This window comes from Bacillus rugosus, from assembly GCF_023238245.1.
GTDB lineage: Bacteria > Bacillota > Bacilli > Bacillales > Bacillaceae > Bacillus > Bacillus rugosus.
Map to the genome: position 1 here is coordinate 818,585 of NZ_CP096590.1, position 16,524 is coordinate 835,108.

Sequence of the window (16,524 nt, forward strand, 5' to 3'; positions counted from 1 at the left end):
GAGGGGCAAAGGGGAAATGCAAATTGAAAAAAGGGGGACTTACGCATCATGAAAAATAGAATGCGAAAAAAATGGCTGGCCTTGCCGCTCGCTGCCATGATGATCGCCGGATGCAGCCATTCGGAAACATCCAGTTCAGCAGGCGGTTCGAAAGACACGATTAAAATTATGGCGCCGCTCTTATCGCCGGAAAGCCCGAGTGAAAAGAGCCCTTCATTAAAAGCGCTCGAAAAATACACAGGCAAAGAGATTAAGGTCACATGGGTGCCTGATTCATCCTACAACGACAAATTCAACATCGTCATGGCTTCCGGAGAGATGCCTCATGCGATTGTGATTAAAGATAAATCAGCCGGCTTTATCAAGTCTGTCAAAGCAGGGGCATTTTGGGAGCTGTCTCCTTATTTAAAAGACTACAAGAATTTAAGCCAGGCAGATGAAAAGATTTTGAAGAACAGCTCGGTGAACGGCGAGGTGTACGGAATCTACAGAACGAGGGACCTGATCAGAGCGTGTATGATCATCAGAACCGACTGGCTTAAAAACGTCGGTCTGGATATGCCGGAAACGATTGATGATTTCTATGAAGTGCTGAAAGCCTTTAAGGAAAAAGATCCTGACGGAAACGGCAAGGATGATACGTACGGCATGGTCGTGCCGAAATGGATGGGGCTTGGCAACGGAAGCCCGTGGGATGTTCTGCAAATCTGGTTCGGCGCTCCGAACCGCTACGGCGTTGAAAACGGAAAGCTGATTCCTGATTTTACAACGAAGGAATACATGGATGCGCTCAAGTTTTTTAAAAAGCTTTATGATGAGGGCTTGATCAATAAGGACTTTGCGGTCATGGATTCAGCGAAGTGGAATGATCCGGTTGTGAAAGGAAAAGCGGGGATCATCGTTGATACCGGCTCCAGAGCGTCTCAAATCCAAAGCGCGATGGAGGAGGCGGATGAGTCGAACAAGGATGTGATTGATATCGTCGGCTCGCTTGAGGGGCCGAATGGCAAGCGCACCTTCCCGACATCCGGTTATTCAGGCATGATCGCGATACCAAAATCAAGCGTCAAAACCGAAAAAGAGCTGAAAGAGGTGCTGTCCTTCCTCGATAAGATGAATGATAAGGAAGCGCAGATTCTCACGAACAACGGAGTGGAGGGCCGCAATTACGAGCTCAAGAACGGCGTATTCACCTCGCTTGAAAAAAACAACAAGTCTCTCCTGTATGAGCATGAAGGCTTGGCGCAGTTCAGCATGTCGATTCCGAAAAGCGAATATTACATCGAAGACCAGAAAACAAAGCTCTTTCAGCATCGTAAAGACATCATAACTGAAGGAGAAAAAATAGCTGTCTTTAACCCGGCTGAGTCGCTTGTATCAGATGTCTATACCCAAAAAGGAGCCCAGCTTGACAACATTATTCTCGACGCGAGAACACAATTTATCATTGGAGAAATTGATGAAAAAGGGTTCGAGGATGCGGTGGAGCTTTGGAAAAAAAGCGGCGGCAATGACCTGATGAAGGACTTGAACAAATTGTATCAATCGTCAAAATAAACCGATGTGCCTGCCGTTCGGCGGGCGCACCGGTACCACGAAAGGAGAACAGATATGGAAACAGTGCCGAAGAAGGGAGATTCACCTGTTCTCACTGCTGGAAAAGGCATCAGCTGGATGGCTGCACTCAAACGGGACAAATGGCTTTATCTTCTTCTTATTCCCGGTCTGCTTTATTTTTTGATTTTCAAATACTTGCCGATGTGGGGCGTGCTGATCGCTTTTAAAGACTATTCGCCATATCTCGGCTTCTGGAAAAGCGAATGGGTCGGCTTTGATTATTTCAAAGACTTTTTTATGAACCCGGATTTTTTCCGGCTGCTGCGCAACACCCTCATGCTGGCGAGCCTGGACCTTTTATTTGCCTTTCCAGCGCCTCTCATTTTGGCCTTGCTTTTGAATGAGGTGAGAAAGGCCGTGTATAAAAGATGCATCCAAACCTTTATTTACGTGCCCCATTTTGTTTCATGGACAATCGTGGTCAGCGTCACCTTTGTTTTCTTTACTGTCGATACAGGTGTGATCAACAAATTGATTATGAACCTGACAGGTGAGCAGATTTCTTTCTTATCGGACGCGGACTGGTTCCGGCCGATGATTGTGATGCAAAGCATCTGGAAGGAGACAGGCTGGGGAACGATTTTATTTCTGGCTGCGCTGGCGACGGTTGATCAGGAGCAGTATGAAGCCGCCATTATGGACGGAGCGGGCCGGTTCAGGAGAATGTGGCATATTACGCTGCCGGCAATCAGAAGCACCATTATCGTTTTGTTGATTTTAAGAATCGGCAGCTTTTTGAATCTCGGCTTTGAACAGGTGTATTTGATGACGAACTCGCTCAACCGCAGCGTGGCTGACATTTTTGACACGTATGTATACATGATGGGGATTACCCAAGGCGCGTACAGCTACAGCACAGCGGTCGGTTTGTTTAAATCGGTTGTCGGGATTATCTTGATTTTCGGCGCCAATTACATTGCGAAAAAGTTTGATCAGGAAGGATTGTTTTAGAGGAGGGAGAGGTATGGCTGAAATTCACACGATGCACAACACAAAAGCCGGACGGGTGTTTGATGTCTGCAACATTCTGTTTCTCGGCGGTGTCGGCGCGATTACCATTTTGCCGTTTTTGTACATTATCGCCGGTTCCTTTGCGACAGAAGCGGAACTCGCCCAGCGCAGCTTCTTTATTTTTCCGAAAACCTTTACACTCGATGCTTACAAGTACGTGTTTTCGACACCGACGTTCATTCGAAGCATGGGCGTATCGATCTTCATCACTGTGGTCGGGACGGCTGTCCAGCTGTTTTTCACCTTCACGATGGCGTATCCGCTTGCGAAGCGGCATGTGAGGGGGCGGAATCTGCTGTTGAACCTGGTGATTTTCTCCATGCTGTTTTCCGGCGGCATGATCCCGACGTACCTTGTCGTGAAATCACTCGGCCTTTTGGATACGTATTGGGCATTGATTCTGCCAATGGCGATTAATCCGTTCAATCTTATTATTATCAAAAACTTCTTTCAGCAGCTGCCGCGCGAGCTGGAGGAATCGGCCAAAATTGACGGCTGTTCTGAAATCGGCGTTTTCTGGCGGATCGCCCTGCCGCTGTCAAAGCCGGTTATTGCGACGTTTGCGCTGTTTTATGCGGTCGGGATTTGGAATGATTTCTTCCACGCTCTCTTATATATCAATGACAGTGCAAAATGGCCGCTGCAAATGGTGCTCCGGCAAGTCACAATCTTATCGGATTTAACGGCGACCAATGGCGATACGATGCAAAATACCGTTCCGCCGGAGCAGGGAATAAAACTCGCCGTCATTGTCATTGCGACGCTGCCTATTTTGGCTGTCTATCCATTCTTGCAAAAACACTTTGCAAAAGGAATGCTGATCGGTTCAGTGAAAGGCTGAGAAAGGGAGTGTTTCATATCAGTACATTGGATCAAATTAAAATTGCCTATATCGGCGGGGGGTCTCAAGGCTGGGCCAGAAGCCTGATGAGTGATCTGTCGATTGATGAACGGATGTCAGGCACAGTGGCGCTCTATGATCTTGATTTTGAAGCTGCTCAGAAAAATGAAGTGATCGGCAATCACAGCGGAGACGGCAGGTGGAGGTACGAAGCGGTTTCTACTTTGAAAAAGGCGTTATCGGGCGCGGATATCGTCATTATTTCCATTTTGCCGGGTTCACTGGACGATATGGAAATTGAAGTCCACTTGCCTGAGCGCTGCGGCATTTATCAGTCTGTCGGTGATACAGTCGGGCCGGGCGGGATCAGCAGAGGCTTGCGGGCTGTTCCGATGTTTGCGGAAATTGCCCGGGCCATAAGAGACTATGCACCTGAATCATGGGTCATAAATTATACAAATCCGATGTCTGTCTGTACAAGAGTGCTGTATAAAGTGTTTCCGGGCATCAAAGCCATTGGCTGCTGCCATGAGGTATTCGGCACGCAAAAGCTGCTGGCGGAAATGGTCACAGAAAGGCTGGGAATAGAGGTGCTGCGGCGCGAAGATATCCGCGTCAATGTGCTCGGCATTAACCATTTCACATGGATCACGGAAGCCTCTTACCGCCATATGGACCTGCTGCCTGTATTCCATGAATTAAGCGCGCATTATGGAGAATCAGGGTATGAGCTGGAGGGGGAAAGCTGGAGAGACAGCGTCTTTCGTTCGGCACACCGTGTTGCGTTTGATTTATTTGAAATGTATGGTGCCATCCCGGCTGCGGGTGACAGGCATCTGGCAGAGTTTCTTCCCGGCCCATATCTCAAACAGCCTGAGGTATGGAAATTTCATCTTACATCTGTATCATTCAGAAAACAGGACAGAGATGAGAAGCGAAAAGAAACAGAACGATTAATCGTGCAAAAACGGGGCGTTGCCGGGAAAGCCTCAGGAGAAGAAGGCGTGAACATCATAGCGGCTCTTCTTGGATTGGGTGAACTCGTCACGAATGTAAATGTGCCGAATCAAGGCCAAGTTTCCAATCTTCCTTTGCAAACGATTGTTGAAACAAACGCACTTATCACACGCAACCGTGTTCAGCCGATTTGTTCCGGAGCGCTGCCAAAGGGTGTGGAAATGATTGCGGCTAGGCACGTATCCAATCAGGAGGCAGTGGCGGAAGCCGGTTTAACAAAGGATCGCGGCCTCGCGTTTCAAGCCTTCCTCAATGATCCGCTTGTCACAATTGATCGCAGTGATGCAGAGCAGCTTTTCGATGACATGCTGGCAAAGCACCAAACGATGTGAAAAACGGCAGCCAGCGGACGGGCTGCCTTTTTTATCGAAATCTGCAGTTCCGGTTTAGAAATAATGCAGTTGACCATAATGGTAGTAGCTCTTAAGAAGTAGGTGCTATCAACGTGGGAGATTATTTGAATGTAGCAATAGAATTAGTTTGCGGTCTCGGTATTTTATTTGTCATTTTGAAGTTTCTTGGGAAAACCCAATTTTCTCAACTCACCCCGTTTGACTTTATTTCTGCTTTAATTTTAGGGGAATTGGTTGGAAATGCCGTCTATGATCATGAAATCAAGATTAAAGAAATTATTTTTGCTTCGCTCCTATGGGGATTGCTTATTTTTTTGATTGAATTGATTACACAAAAACTAAAAGGGACCAGAAAGTTTCTAGAAGGCGAACCGAATATAGTGATTCATAAAGGAAAGCTGAAATACAAGATGCTGAAGAAAAACAAACTCGATATTAATCAGCTGCAAAGCCTCCTGAGGCAAAAAGGCTGCTTTTCGATTCAGGAAGTGGAATATGCGATTCTGGAAACAAACGGGATGATCAGTGTGCTACCGAAAGCCGATTTCGATAAGCCGACCAGAAAAGACATGAATCTTTCGACAAAGGATGTATCTTTGCCGATTACGTTAATTCTTGATGGGGAGATTGTGTTTGATAACCTGGTGGAAGCGGGTGTGGATGAACAATGGCTGAAGCAATCACTGCAAAAGCGCGGAGTTGAAAAGGTTGAGGACGTCTTATATGCGGAATGGCATGCCAACCAGCCTCTTTATGTCATCCCATATGAAGAAAACAGTTCATCGTGACCGTAAAAAAGAGCTTGCAGCTGTTGCAAGCTCTTTTCGTTATTCATGAGTCCCTTGTTTAACAGCTCTTACATGATACATGCTCACTTCAGTGCTGATCAGATAGTCAGGCTTTGGTTTGCCTTTGTTCGCTTTATGGCCGGCGATATGTGCATCGCTTTTTTCCCATTGCTTCCAGTGATCCTCGGATTCCCAGCGAATCATGACAACGACTTCCTCATCACCGCGGCGGACATTTTTCTCAAGCACTGTCACATCGATTAAACCTTCTTGTTTTTCAATGATTCCTTCAGCGCTGAAACGTTCGATGACTTTGTCTGCATGGCCTTCTTTTACCGTCATTTTTCTCAACTGAACAAACATCTGTCTCTCTCCAATCATTCTCATATATGAATAATTGTAAATGAAATTCATTCTCAATGTCAAAGAAAGTGCACGGCGGTATAAAGCCGCCGTCGCATCGTTATTCTTTTAATAAAAATACATTGCCGTCTTCGTCCTTAAATTGAGCGAAGGTGCCCCACTCCATTTGATTGGGCTCACCAAGAAATTCTATACCGTTTGCTTTCATTTTCTCGTATGTACCAAAGATGTCTTCACATTCAAATACGATGGAAGCTTTCATTTGTTCAGAGCCTTTCATCATGGCTTTTGGGTAAATGACTAAACGAGTCTGGGCTCCTTTTGGCGCAACCTCCAGCCAGCTTGCGTCAGGTCCCATCGGGTGGTCCGCCGCAATATCAAAGCCAACCTTCTCCGCCCAAAATTGCTTCGCTTTCTGCTGGTCTTCAACATATACAGCAACAGTGCCAATTTGTTTGATCATAGGGAAACCTCCAATTTGAAAGATAATGATACTATAACCTATTCACGGCCGAAGTAACATAAAAAATCAGCCGGAAAAACCGACTGATTTTCGATTAATATGAGCAGCTCACAACATCTATCAGATTTGTGTCTAAGGCGAAATAAATCCAGCGGCGCCGTGAAGAATCCCAGTAAAAGCCGCCGACTGATCTTCTGCCAAGAATGATCGGATAGAACCAAAAAGAGCTGCCGTTGGTTAACCAAACATAGGTAAACCGAAAGAGGCAAGGCTGAATGGCAACAGGTTCAACTAAATAAGCGACTCCCTGAGGGCTCTGCGGCTTTTTCGGTTTCGCCGGCTTTTGTGAAGGCGGGGGTCCCTGCGGCGCACCGCCGCCGAAGCCAGGAACAGCGCCACCGCCGATGCCCGGGCCGGAACCGCCGCCGAAGCCAGGAACAGCGCCACCGCCGAAGCCAGGAACAGCGCCGCCGCCGATGCCAGGAGTAGCACCGCCGCCAATGCCAGACCATGGGTAACCATCTGGATAACGGTATTCATATTCAAAAGCAGGCCAAGGATCATAAAAATGCCCGGCAAACATATAAGGATCAACATAATACATGTGATAACGTCCTTTCTCAATGTAAACTGTACACTTGCAGTCTATGCATGCGGACGTTTATTGGTGCATTCGCCTACGGTTGAAACTGGAATGCGTTCAGGGAGCAGAATCATTTGATTTTTTCCTAGTCCCATTCACAATTCCGATGTATCATTTTATAATGAAAGAGCTTCTATTATGAAAAAGGAGACAGACCGTGAATATCGATCAATTATTATATCAATATATCATAGACAATACTGCGGGGATTACCGAGAAATGGTTCAGTTTGCGATGTCAGCTGAAAGGCGAGCTTTATTCGGCCGATAATTTAAGTGCGGAAACGAAACAGCTCTTAACCGAGCAGCATACGTTTACCAATATAACAATCGCAAGTGCGTTTCTAGAGGATCAAACCGAGTTTCAAGAAAATATGACAAAATGGGCGCAAACTGTTGCGAAAAACAGGGTAGAGCAAGATGTTCAGGTGCATGAGGTCGTAGAAGCCATATCAAACTCGAGAATCTCATTCTGGGATGCAGTCGTGGCGTTTATAAAAGAGAATCAGGATATCGTCACAAATGAGGATGCCGACCGATGGAACCGCATTGTGAATCAATCGTTCGATAAGCTGATTATTGAATTTTCCGAGCAGTACCAAAAATTTATGCTGATGAGGCTCACGTCTCAGCAGGAGCTGATTTCTGAGCTGGGCTGCCCGGTGATTTCCATTGCGGATGGCATCGGGATATTGCCGCTAATCGGCTCCATTGATACGAAACGGGCACAGGTCATTTTAGAAACAGTGCCGGTCCGCTGTATCGAGAGAAAAATCACAAGCCTTGTTGTTGATCTCTCGGGTGTTCCAATTGTGGATACCATGGTCGCGCAGCAACTGTACAACCTGTCAAAAACGCTCTTCTTGCTAGGCGTCAAAGCTGTATTTTCAGGGATTCGCCCAGACGTGGCCCAGACATCGATTCAATTGGGGCTTGATTTCAGTGATTATGAAACGTACGGCACGCTGAAGCAGGCATTAGAAAATATGGGCGTCCGCTGTATTGTTGAGGAATTGGAAGCAAACAAATAGGAAGTTTCCAGGCATATGATTGTCCGTCACCGGGTGATCATATGCCTTTTTGATTTGAACAGAAATCACCATTGATTTATCAAAAAAAACATAATATTATAATTCTTATAAGAATACTGTGAATTAAAACGTACTCAACAGGGGGGAAGGTCTTTTGGTTTCAAAATCAACCATTGATCCGGAAGTCATTGAAAAAATAATCAGCTCGCTGGAAACGCTCGATTTCGGCACCGTTCAGATTACGGTTCATGATTCTCAGGTGACCCAAATAGAGAAAATAGAAAAGCACCGATTTTCTTTGAAAAGGAGAGAAACGAAGTAAGAGCGTAAAGGGTTTGTTTTCATTAAATTCTCCTTAAAACATATACATATTTCATCCAATTTTTATATAATAAACCTTTAAGATCATTTTTTAGGAGGATTTTTGACATGCAAGCTACGGTTCACGAGAGTAAGCAATCGATCATGCAGCGCATTTTGACAGTCTTTGTTTTCACACTGTTAATCGCAACTGTCGGTCTTTTTATCGGCCAATTTGTTCCTATCGCTTTGATGCTCCCGCTTTCTATTCTTGAAGTAGGGATGATTATTCTGGCCTTCTGGATGCGCAGAAGAAAAGCGGTCGGATATGCGTTTGTATATACATTCGCGTTTGTTTCAGGCATTACCTTATTTCCGATCGTCAGCCACTACGCTTCCATCGCCGGCGCCTATGTCGTGCTTGAAGCCTTTGGCTCTACATTTGTCATTTTTGCCGTTCTGGGCACAATCGGCGCAAAAATGAAGAAGGATTTATCCTTCCTGTGGTCATTTCTGCTGGTAGCGGTTCTCGCGCTGGTGGCGGTTGGCATTTTCAATATTTTCAGCCCGTTAAACTCAGCGGCAATGATGGCGTATTCCGTTATCGGAACCATCGTCTTTTCCCTTTACATTTTGTATGATCTGAACCAAATCAAACACCGCCATATTACGGAAGACTTAATTCCGGTTATGGCATTATCGCTGTACCTTGACTTTATCAACTTGTTCATCAACCTGCTTCGCTTCTTTGGCATTTTGAGCAGTGATGATTAATCAGAGAGCGCCTGTCATTGGATAGGCGCTTTTCGTCATACATAAAAAGGCAGGTGATGTTGTGATGAAAAATCAATTAAGCGCATATATTTCCCTGGGAACGGCCATGGCAATCGTCGGCAGCTCTGTCGTCGTAGGAAAACTCATGGTCGAGCGTATTCCTGTCTTTCTATCCTCGGGACTGCGTTTTTTGCTGGCTTCTATCGTATTGCTGACACTGCTGTTTTGCATTGAAAAAGGGTTTCCGGCTTTGACGAAAAAAGATGTGTTCGTATTACTGGTGCAATCATTCACAGGTGTGTTTTTGTTCAGTATTTGCCTGCTGTATGGGGTTCAATATACAACAGGAACGGAAAGCGGCATTTTGACAAGCACAACCCCGATGGTGATCGGGATTTTATCCTTTTTCCTGCTTAGAGAAAAAATTGAGAAAAAGACGCTGATCGGCATTTTGCTGGCGGTTTGCGGCGTAATGGCGATTAATCTGTTTGGTGCGGGGAGCCAAGACGGGACGCCGCACGCCTTATTCGGGAACATGCTGATCATTGCTGCAGTCATTGGCGAAGCGTTGTTTACATTGATGGCTAAGCTGCTATCTCCGCATATTTCGGCACTGGCGATTTCGACCTTCGTATCATGCTTCAGCTTCCTGTTTTTTCTCCCGTTTGCTTTGTTTGAGGCCTCTTCATTTGATTTCAGCGTGCCGACTGTTTTGGATTGGTCGTATGTGCTGTATTACGCGCTTTTTGTGACCGTTTTGGCGTTTTACCTATGGTATAGCGGGGTGACGAAGGTGCCGGCGGGAGTGTCGGGCATTTTCACATCTGTTCTTCCGGTCTCTGCTGTTATTTTGTCAGGTGTGATATTGAAGGAGCCGTTTGAGCTTGTGCATTTGATCGGAATTGCATGTGTCATCAGCGGCATATTTGTTACGGTCATAAAGAAAAAACAGCCGGATACGTATCCGGCTTCAAAAGAAAAGACGCTGTAGCCTGTCCTGGCCGGACGGGTTTTTTAGTCTTTAAACACGCTTAGCTTTTCAAAAAGATCACCAAGTATCTTCACGAACATGTCTTTTTCCTCATCGCTGTAGTTTTCCATCACCGCGGAGATTTTGCTGAAATGGCCGGGCAGAAATTGCTCCAGCCGTTCTTTGCCCTCCTTTGTCAGTTCAATGCTGATTTTTCGTTTATCCTCTGTGTGATGCCTGCGGCTGACAAAACCGTCCCTCGCCAGCCCGTCCAGCAGTCCTGTAATCGTTGCTTTCGTGACGTTTGACTGCTTTGCAAGCTCTGTCGGACTTAACGTGTGGTCCTTGGCATCAAAGAGCAGCATCAGGATTTTGAATTTTCCCTCTGACAGCCCACGGCCTGCGAAATAATGCTCCATCACATGATTCATTTTTTTTGAGATATCAAAAAGAGATAAAAACAATTCAAGAGAGCCGGCATCAATATTGGCATACGTCTCGGCGTGCTCTGTTATATGCTTATATTTCGGTAAATGTTTTAATTCCATCATAATAAGCTCCTGTACGTTCGTTGTGACATGATTATAAAGGAGGGAAAACCATAACGCAACTTGGCTTGGAGATGATTGACAGCTTTTCACCGGACATAGTAAGGTAATATAGTTAGGTGCCTAACCACATAGAGAACTGAAAAGGTGGTTATTGATATGAAACATATTTTGATAGCGGGAGGCGGAATCGGCGGATTATCAGCGGCCATTTCCTTTAGTAAAGCAGGGTTTTCCGTCACCTTATGTGAAGCGGCTTCAGAAAACCGAAAAACAGGTGCGGGGATTCTTCAGCCGCAAAACGCACTGGCGGTGTTGAAAGAACTGGGCGTATTCGAAGATTGCTGTAAGCACGGCTTTCAAACAGAATGGTTTAAAACGTTTGATGCACAGGGGGATTTGCTGTCTCAAGTCAGTGAATCCTTTTTAGACGATACACTTCCAGGACGAAATAATATCCTGCGAAAGACGCTAAATGACATTCTTATTAAGCATGCCGAGGCGGCGGGTGTACATATCAAGTGGGGGAAAAAGGTGGTCACCTATGAAGAAACGGCTGATTCGGTTACTGCCGTATGTGAAGACGGAGAAAAGATGAAGGCTGACATTCTGGCAGGCTTTGACGGCATTCACTCCGCTGTTCGCGATAAGATGCTGCATAAGGGAACAGAAAAAGAGCACCTCGGCATGGGGGCGTGGCGCTTTTATATCGAGCTTCCTGATTTTACATTTGAGGACGCGACATTGATGTATAGAAGCGGAGACACACAAATTGGCGTCGTGCCGTTGGCGGAACACGCCGGCTATGTCTTCGTTCTCCAGCCTTGCACGAGCGATTACTGGGATAAAGAAGATACCCGGTTTGATAGAGTAAAAGAGATTCTTTCCAGCTTTCCGGGGCTGGATTTTGTCACAAAGCATATGTCAAAAGAGCATCCTGTCATGTTTAACAAACTGGAACAGGTCGCAGTGCAGGAGCCATGGTACAAAGGCCGCGTCGTCATCGGAGGAGATGCCGCCCATGCCGGAGCGCCGACCTTGGCACAAGGAGCGGCAATGGCCATCGAGGATGCCATCGTCCTCGCCGAAGAACTCAAAAACCACGACGACATCGAAACCGCATTTCATGCGTATTACGAAAGAAGAGCCCCGCGAGCGCTCAAAGTCCAGAACCTATCTTCAGAAATCGTCCGCCGCGGGCTGAGAGGAGAGCCGGGAGCGGAAGAACTGATTAGGGAGTGCTATGCGGTGTTGAGGGAAGGGTACTAAATAGGAAAAGTCCAGAAAGTGATTTCTGGACTTTTTATTCTTGCTCTGTTTTGTGGCGTATCCGCTCAATCACCTCATGCAGCCCCTCAGGCTTATAAAACTCCACCGGAGAACTGCCCTTCTCAAACGAAATTGTCTCGGCTTCAATCAGCGCGACATAGCGCCCGTTCACTTTTGCGAGATGAATCGAATCGCCAAAATCCGCTAGCAATCCCTTAATCTCGGTTTCTCCGACTTTCATTTTCAGCTGGGCCTCGGGCGTGTGCTCAATGATTTGGGCGGAGGCTTCGATGACTTGATGGGTGTCGAGGCGTTCTTGGATTTCCCGTTTTTCGCTTGCTTCCCATATTTCGATGTCGTGCTCGAACTGCTTGAGCTCTTCGCTGTTGTCTTCAAATGTCTCGTAGACGTGCTCCTGCACCATGTTCATGACCTGGTTTTTCATGATTTCCGGCATTGATTCTCCGTACTCGACGAATTTCAAAAAGTCCTCGAAATAGCGGGCGTGCGAGGCTTGGTGGATTTTCAGCTCGCCTTCCTCGACCATCCCTTCCTCCGGCATGAACGGGTATTGGATGCTTTTCATGTTTTTTGTAGTAATCGCCATTTCGACTTTTTTAATAAGAGAAGACGCGTCTGAAATGCGGGCGACCTTTGGCTCGAAATCACATTTCATAATGAAGACAAATGACTCGTCGAAGTATTTTCTCGGCACGGCTGAAGCGACGAGGAACACGCCGCCGCGGACCGCACTCGTGTCAAGATACGTGCGGACGAACTGCTCGCTCAGCTCGTTAAAGTCTTCTTTTGTTTCCGCCAGGCGCGCCCGGTTGAACATGTTGTAGTTCGGGTTGGAATCAAGCTCGTGGCCGGGCTCGACGATAAAATGGCCGATTTTCGTCGGCACCTGCTCGGACTGCGGATGGCGGTCGGCTTTGCGTTTGACGATTTTTTTCAGCTCACCGTCGAGAAAGTCCTTCAGCTCGCTTTCTTCAAATTCACCCGTATCAAGGGTCTGGAAGTGTTTGAACTGCTTGTTCGCCTGCTCATCTTTTCCTTCCACCTGTATGACATAAAAGGATAAAAACCGAATTTCAAAATCCATATATGAACTCACCTTATTCGCGTATTGTACAGCTTCTCAAGTATAGAAAAAACAGCGATCATGCGTCAATTGGGAGAACGGAATAATCATGACCATGAAAGGGAAATGTAGTCAGATAGAAGGTATTTCATACGGAAAGGAATGGTTCGATGAAGGAAACAAGCCCGATTCCTCAGCCGAAGACGTTTGGGCCGCTCGGTAATCTGCCTTTAATTGATAAAGACAAACCAACACTGTCGCTGATCAAATTGGCGGAAGAGCAGGGCCCGATTTTTCAAATCCATACACCTGCGGGCACGACGATTGTGGTGTCCGGCCACGAATTGGTGAAAGAAGTGTGTGATGAAGAGCGATTCGACAAAAGCATTGAAGGCGCCTTGGAGAAGGTTCGTGCGTTTTCCGGTGACGGATTGTTTACAAGCTGGACGCATGAACCTAATTGGAGAAAAGCGCACAACATTCTGATGCCGACGTTCAGCCAGCGGGCCATGAAGGATTATCATGAGAAAATGGTCGATATCGCTGTTCAGCTTATTCAGGATTTGCTTGCCCGCATGCTGAATGTGGAAGATCCGGAAACAGGGTTATCTTGAAAATCAAGACGCTGCATCTGGTGCATCGCTTCATCCAGCGCCCGCACCATGCTGTTGATAAACGGGTGGGGCGTTTCTCTGTAGTAGCTGTTAAAGCGATAGTCAAACCCGCACAGCCCAATTGTGTCGAGCGTCAGCCGGGTCATATCCCCTGGGACATCGACTGCTTCATTAGGATTGAGCCTGGCCCATTTCTAGAGGTCGACCGGGTGCTGACGGGTGCAGCGCCGACCTATAAACAAGTGCTCGAGCTGAAATACATACGGATGATTTTAAATGAATCACTGCGCTTATGGCCGACGGCTCCGGCTTTCAGCCTTTATCCAAAAGAAGACACAGTCATTGGCGGAAAGTATCCGATTACAACCAAAGATAGAATTTCTGTGCTGATTCCGCAGCTTCACCGTGATCAAGACGCTTGGGGAGAGGACGCTGAAGAATTCCGTCCAGAACGGTTTGAACATCAGGACCAAGTGCCTCATCATGCGTACAAACCGTTCGGAAATGGACAGCGGGCCTGTATCGGCATGCAGTTTGCCCTTCATGAAGCTTCACTTGTGCTGGGCATGGTTTTAAAATATTTCACGTTAATTGATCATGAGAATTATGAGCTTGATATCAAACAAACCTTAACACTCAAGCCGGGCGATTTTCGTATCAGGGTTCAAACACGAAATCAGGAAGCCAATCATGCGGACGTTCCGGCAGCTGAAAAAGCGGCGCCTGATGAGCAAAAAGAGAAAACGGAAACAAAGGGCGCATCGGTTATCGGTCTTAACAACCGCCCGCTTCTCGTGCTGTATGGATCTGATACCGGCACCGCAGAAGGCGTAGCCCGCGAGCTTGCCGATACAGCCAGTCTTCATGGCGTAAGGACTGAAGTGGCACCTCTGAACGACCGGATTGGAAAGCTGCCGAAAGAGGGAGCGGTTGTCATTGTGACCTCGTCTTATAACGGGAAACCGCCAAGCAATGCCGGACAGTTCGTGCAGTGGCTTCAAGAAATCAAACCGGGTGAGCTTGAAGGCGTCCATTACGCGGTATTTGGCTGCGGTGACCACAACTGGGCGAGCACGTACCAGTACGTGCCGAGATTCATTGATGAGCAGCTTGCGGAGAAAGGCGCGACTCGGTTTTCTGCGCGCGGAGAGGGGGATGTTAGCGGTGATTTTGAAGGGCAGCTTGACGAGTGGAAAAAAAGCATGTGGACAGACGCCATCAAAGCATTCGGACTTGAGCTTAATGAAAACGCCGATAAGGAACGAAGCACACTGAGCCTTCAGTTTGTCAGAGGGTTAGGCGAGTCTCCGCTGGCTAGATCGTACGAAGCCTCTCACGCATCCATTGCCGAAAATCGTGAACTCCAGTCCGCAGACAGTGATCGCAGCACCCGCCATATCGAAATCACATTGCCGCCGGATGTTGAATATCGGGAGGGCGATCACCTTGGCGTATTGCCGAGGAACAGCCAAACCAATGTCAGCCGGATTCTTCACAGATTCGGCCTGAAGGGAACCGACCAAGTGACATTGTCGGCAAGCGGGCGCAGTGCGGGGCATCTGCCATTAGGGCGTCCTGTCAGCCTGCATGATCTTCTCAGCTACAGCGTCGAGGTGCAAGAAGCCGCCACAAGGGCGCAAATACGTGAGCTGGCGGCATTTACAGTCTGCCCGCCGCATAAACGCGAATTAGAAGATCTGACGGCAGAGGGTGTCTACCAGGAACAAATATTGAAAAAGCGGATTTCAATGCTCGATTTGCTTGAAAAATATGAAGCGTGCGACATGCCGTTTGAACGATTTTTAGAGCTTTTACGGCCGTTAAAACCGAGATATTACTCGATTTCAAGCTCTCCAAGGGTGAATCCTGAGCAAGCATCCATTACAGTCGGTGTTGTGCGAGGCCCTGCTTGGAGCGGCCTTGGCGAATACAGAGGTGTGGCTTCAAATTACTTAGCTGAACGCAAGACGGGGGATGACGTCGTGATGTTTGTCCGCACACCGGAATCCCGGTTTCAGCTTCCGGAAGACCAGGAAACCCCAATCATTATGGTCGGACCGGGCACAGGGGTAGCGCCATTCCGCGGTTTCCTCCAAGCACGCGCAGCTTTAAAGCGGGAGGGAAAAGCCCTCGGTGAAGCACATCTCTATTTCGGCTGCAGGAATGATCGTGATTTTATTTACCGTGATGAGCTTGAGCAGTTTGAAAAAGACGGAATCGTCACTGTCCACACAGCCTTTTCCCGAAAAGAAGGCATGCCGAAAACGTATGTCCAGCATCTCATGTCTGGCCATGCAGAAACATTAATTTCGATTCTTGATCGCGGAGGCAGGCTCTATGTATGTGGCGACGGCACCAAAATGGCCCCAGATGTGGAGGCAGCACTGCAAAAAGCGTATCAGTCTGTCCATGGCACCGGTGAACAAGAGGCACAAAACTGGCTGAAACATCTGCAGGATACCGGTATATATGCAAAAGATGTTTGGTCGGGGCTGTAAAGACTGGAGACATCCAGTCTTTTTTTTGCCCTTTCGAAAATTGTGATCGTGTTAAACATGAGTGCATACAATAGCCACAGTCCGCCGGAAGGGCGGGCTTTCTGCAAAACCTATTTTTCGTTTTTGCTAGTTTATGTTATTCTTATATTCGGTATCTATTTCTTTTTTCAAAGGCACACATGACAAAAGAAACCCTTTTTTTATTTCCGAGAAAAAATGTGAAACGAAATGAAGGCTTCTTTCGTCCAGTGTTTGGTCGAAATGGCTGTACTAAAATTGGTATGGTGCGAAGCATAAATATTCCGGCTTGCCGCGGTGTATTTATTTATGGTGTGAGGCCT

At 47.1% G+C, this 16,524-nt stretch carries 14 protein-coding genes and 4 pseudogenes; 12 read left to right on the forward strand and 6 right to left on the reverse strand.

The features are described from left to right. Positions 1-48: 48 nt before the first annotated feature. From M0696_RS04085 to M0696_RS04105, 5 genes are all read left to right on the forward strand, one after another. Positions 49-1,557 (forward strand): extracellular solute-binding protein, encoded by a 1,509-nt coding sequence (locus tag M0696_RS04085; RefSeq protein WP_248602534.1) that lies wholly within the window; start codon positions 49-51, stop codon positions 1,555-1,557. Positions 1,558-1,611: 54 nt separating this feature from the next. Then, a complete protein-coding gene (locus M0696_RS04090) occupies positions 1,612-2,568 on the forward strand; it encodes an ABC transporter permease (RefSeq protein WP_248602535.1) in 957 nt (318 codons plus the stop codon). A 13-nt stretch (positions 2,569-2,581) separates the two neighbouring features. Continuing rightward, positions 2,582-3,469 (forward strand): carbohydrate ABC transporter permease, encoded by an 888-nt coding sequence (locus M0696_RS04095; RefSeq protein WP_166853963.1) that lies wholly within the window; start codon positions 2,582-2,584, stop codon positions 3,467-3,469. Between the two features lie 8 nt (positions 3,470-3,477). Beyond that, a complete protein-coding gene (gene lplD / locus M0696_RS04100) occupies positions 3,478-4,818 on the forward strand; it encodes a family 4 glycosyl hydrolase (RefSeq protein WP_222143763.1) in 1,341 nt (446 codons plus the stop codon). A gap of 113 nt (positions 4,819-4,931) precedes the next feature. Further along, complete coding sequence (locus tag M0696_RS04105; RefSeq protein WP_222143764.1) at positions 4,932-5,627, forward strand: DUF421 domain-containing protein; 696 nt, start codon at positions 4,932-4,934, stop codon at positions 5,625-5,627. Positions 5,628-5,666: 39 nt separating this feature from the next. Here the strand turns inward: M0696_RS04105 and hmoA are convergent, their stop codons facing one another. The 3 genes from hmoA to M0696_RS04120 all read right to left on the reverse strand — a co-directional run bounded on the left by hmoA (position 5,667) and on the right by M0696_RS04120 (position 7,057). Further along, on the reverse strand, positions 5,667-5,990 hold the full coding sequence (gene hmoA / locus M0696_RS04110; RefSeq protein WP_003239990.1) for a heme-degrading oxygenase HmoA: 324 nt from the start codon (positions 5,988-5,990) through the stop codon (positions 5,667-5,669). Between the two features lie 100 nt (positions 5,991-6,090). Further along, a complete protein-coding gene (locus tag M0696_RS04115) occupies positions 6,091-6,453 on the reverse strand; it encodes a VOC family protein (RefSeq protein ID WP_166853960.1) in 363 nt (120 codons plus the stop codon). A 94-nt stretch (positions 6,454-6,547) separates the two neighbouring features. Further along, positions 6,548-7,057 carry a hypothetical protein gene (locus M0696_RS04120; protein WP_248602536.1) on the reverse strand — a complete coding sequence of 170 codons (510 nt, stop codon included), beginning with the start codon at positions 7,055-7,057 and terminating at the stop codon, positions 6,548-6,550. 196 nt (positions 7,058-7,253) lie between these two features. On the opposite strand from M0696_RS04120, the gene M0696_RS04125 reads away from it, so the two are divergent. From M0696_RS04125 to M0696_RS04140, 4 genes and pseudogenes are all read left to right on the forward strand, one after another. Then, positions 7,254-8,126, forward strand: coding sequence for an STAS domain-containing protein (locus tag M0696_RS04125; RefSeq protein WP_222143766.1), 873 nt, complete (start codon positions 7,254-7,256; stop codon positions 8,124-8,126). Positions 8,127-8,280: 154 nt separating this feature from the next. Next, the gene (locus M0696_RS04130) at positions 8,281-8,448 is read left to right on the forward strand and encodes a YezD family protein (protein WP_222143767.1); all 168 of its coding nucleotides are present in this window, start codon (positions 8,281-8,283) and stop codon (positions 8,446-8,448) included. A gap of 107 nt (positions 8,449-8,555) precedes the next feature. Next, positions 8,556-9,200, forward strand: coding sequence for a Bax inhibitor-1/YccA family protein (locus M0696_RS04135; protein WP_166853956.1), 645 nt, complete (start codon positions 8,556-8,558; stop codon positions 9,198-9,200). Beyond that, a pseudogene (locus M0696_RS04140) lies at positions 9,200-10,191 on the forward strand (DMT family transporter). Before M0696_RS04135 ends, M0696_RS04140 begins: the two are co-directional and overlap by 1 nt. A 23-nt stretch (positions 10,192-10,214) precedes the next feature. On the opposite strand, the gene yetL reads toward M0696_RS04140, so the two are convergent. After that, on the reverse strand, positions 10,215-10,718 hold the full coding sequence (yetL, locus tag M0696_RS04145) for a transcriptional regulator YetL (RefSeq protein WP_222143844.1): 504 nt from the start codon (positions 10,716-10,718) through the stop codon (positions 10,215-10,217). 159 nt (positions 10,719-10,877) lie between these two features. Between yetL and M0696_RS04150 the strand changes: the two genes are divergently transcribed. Beyond that, positions 10,878-11,987 (forward strand): FAD-dependent oxidoreductase, encoded by a 1,110-nt coding sequence (locus M0696_RS04150; RefSeq protein WP_222143769.1) that lies wholly within the window; start codon positions 10,878-10,880, stop codon positions 11,985-11,987. Positions 11,988-12,021: 34 nt separating this feature from the next. Here the strand turns inward: M0696_RS04150 and M0696_RS04155 are convergent, their stop codons facing one another. Next, entirely contained in the window at positions 12,022-13,092 is a 1,071-nt protein-coding gene (locus tag M0696_RS04155; RefSeq protein ID WP_019257733.1) for a DUF3900 domain-containing protein, read from the reverse strand. A gap of 149 nt (positions 13,093-13,241) precedes the next feature. On the opposite strand from M0696_RS04155, the pseudogene M0696_RS04160 reads away from it, so the two are divergent. Beyond that, a pseudogene (locus M0696_RS04160) lies at positions 13,242-13,639 on the forward strand (cytochrome P450); the annotation flags it as partial. A 39-nt stretch (positions 13,640-13,678) separates the two neighbouring features. On the opposite strand, the pseudogene M0696_RS21105 reads toward M0696_RS04160, so the two are convergent. Further along, positions 13,679-13,879 (reverse strand): annotated as a pseudogene (locus tag M0696_RS21105) (hypothetical protein); the annotation flags it as partial. A gap of 3 nt (positions 13,880-13,882) precedes the next feature. On the opposite strand from M0696_RS21105, the pseudogene M0696_RS04165 reads away from it, so the two are divergent. Next, positions 13,883-16,183, forward strand: a pseudogene (locus M0696_RS04165) (bifunctional cytochrome P450/NADPH--P450 reductase); the annotation flags it as partial. Between the last annotated feature and the right edge of the window lie 341 nt (positions 16,184-16,524).

What these genes read in the sequence shown, in the direction of transcription:
- yetL (WP_222143844.1), bottom strand. Translation starts at nt 10,718, where the DNA reads ATGGAATTAAAACATTTACCGAAATATAAGCATATAACAGAGCACGCC.
- hmoA (WP_003239990.1), bottom strand. Translation starts at nt 5,990, where the DNA reads ATGTTTGTTCAGTTGAGAAAAATGACGGTAAAAGAAGGCCATGCAGAC.
- M0696_RS04135 (WP_166853956.1), top strand. Translation starts at nt 8,556, where the DNA reads ATGCAAGCTACGGTTCACGAGAGTAAGCAATCGATCATGCAGCGCATT.
- M0696_RS04120 (WP_248602536.1), bottom strand. Translation starts at nt 7,057, where the DNA reads ATGTATTATGTTGATCCTTATATGTTTGCCGGGCATTTTTATGATCCT.
- M0696_RS04150 (WP_222143769.1), top strand. Translation starts at nt 10,878, where the DNA reads ATGAAACATATTTTGATAGCGGGAGGCGGAATCGGCGGATTATCAGCG.
- M0696_RS04085 (WP_248602534.1), top strand. Translation starts at nt 49, where the DNA reads ATGAAAAATAGAATGCGAAAAAAATGGCTGGCCTTGCCGCTCGCTGCC.
- M0696_RS04095 (WP_166853963.1), top strand. Translation starts at nt 2,582, where the DNA reads ATGGCTGAAATTCACACGATGCACAACACAAAAGCCGGACGGGTGTTT.
- M0696_RS04090 (WP_248602535.1), top strand. Translation starts at nt 1,612, where the DNA reads ATGGAAACAGTGCCGAAGAAGGGAGATTCACCTGTTCTCACTGCTGGA.
- M0696_RS04115 (WP_166853960.1), bottom strand. Translation starts at nt 6,453, where the DNA reads ATGATCAAACAAATTGGCACTGTTGCTGTATATGTTGAAGACCAGCAG.
- M0696_RS04155 (WP_019257733.1), bottom strand. Translation starts at nt 13,092, where the DNA reads ATGGATTTTGAAATTCGGTTTTTATCCTTTTATGTCATACAGGTGGAA.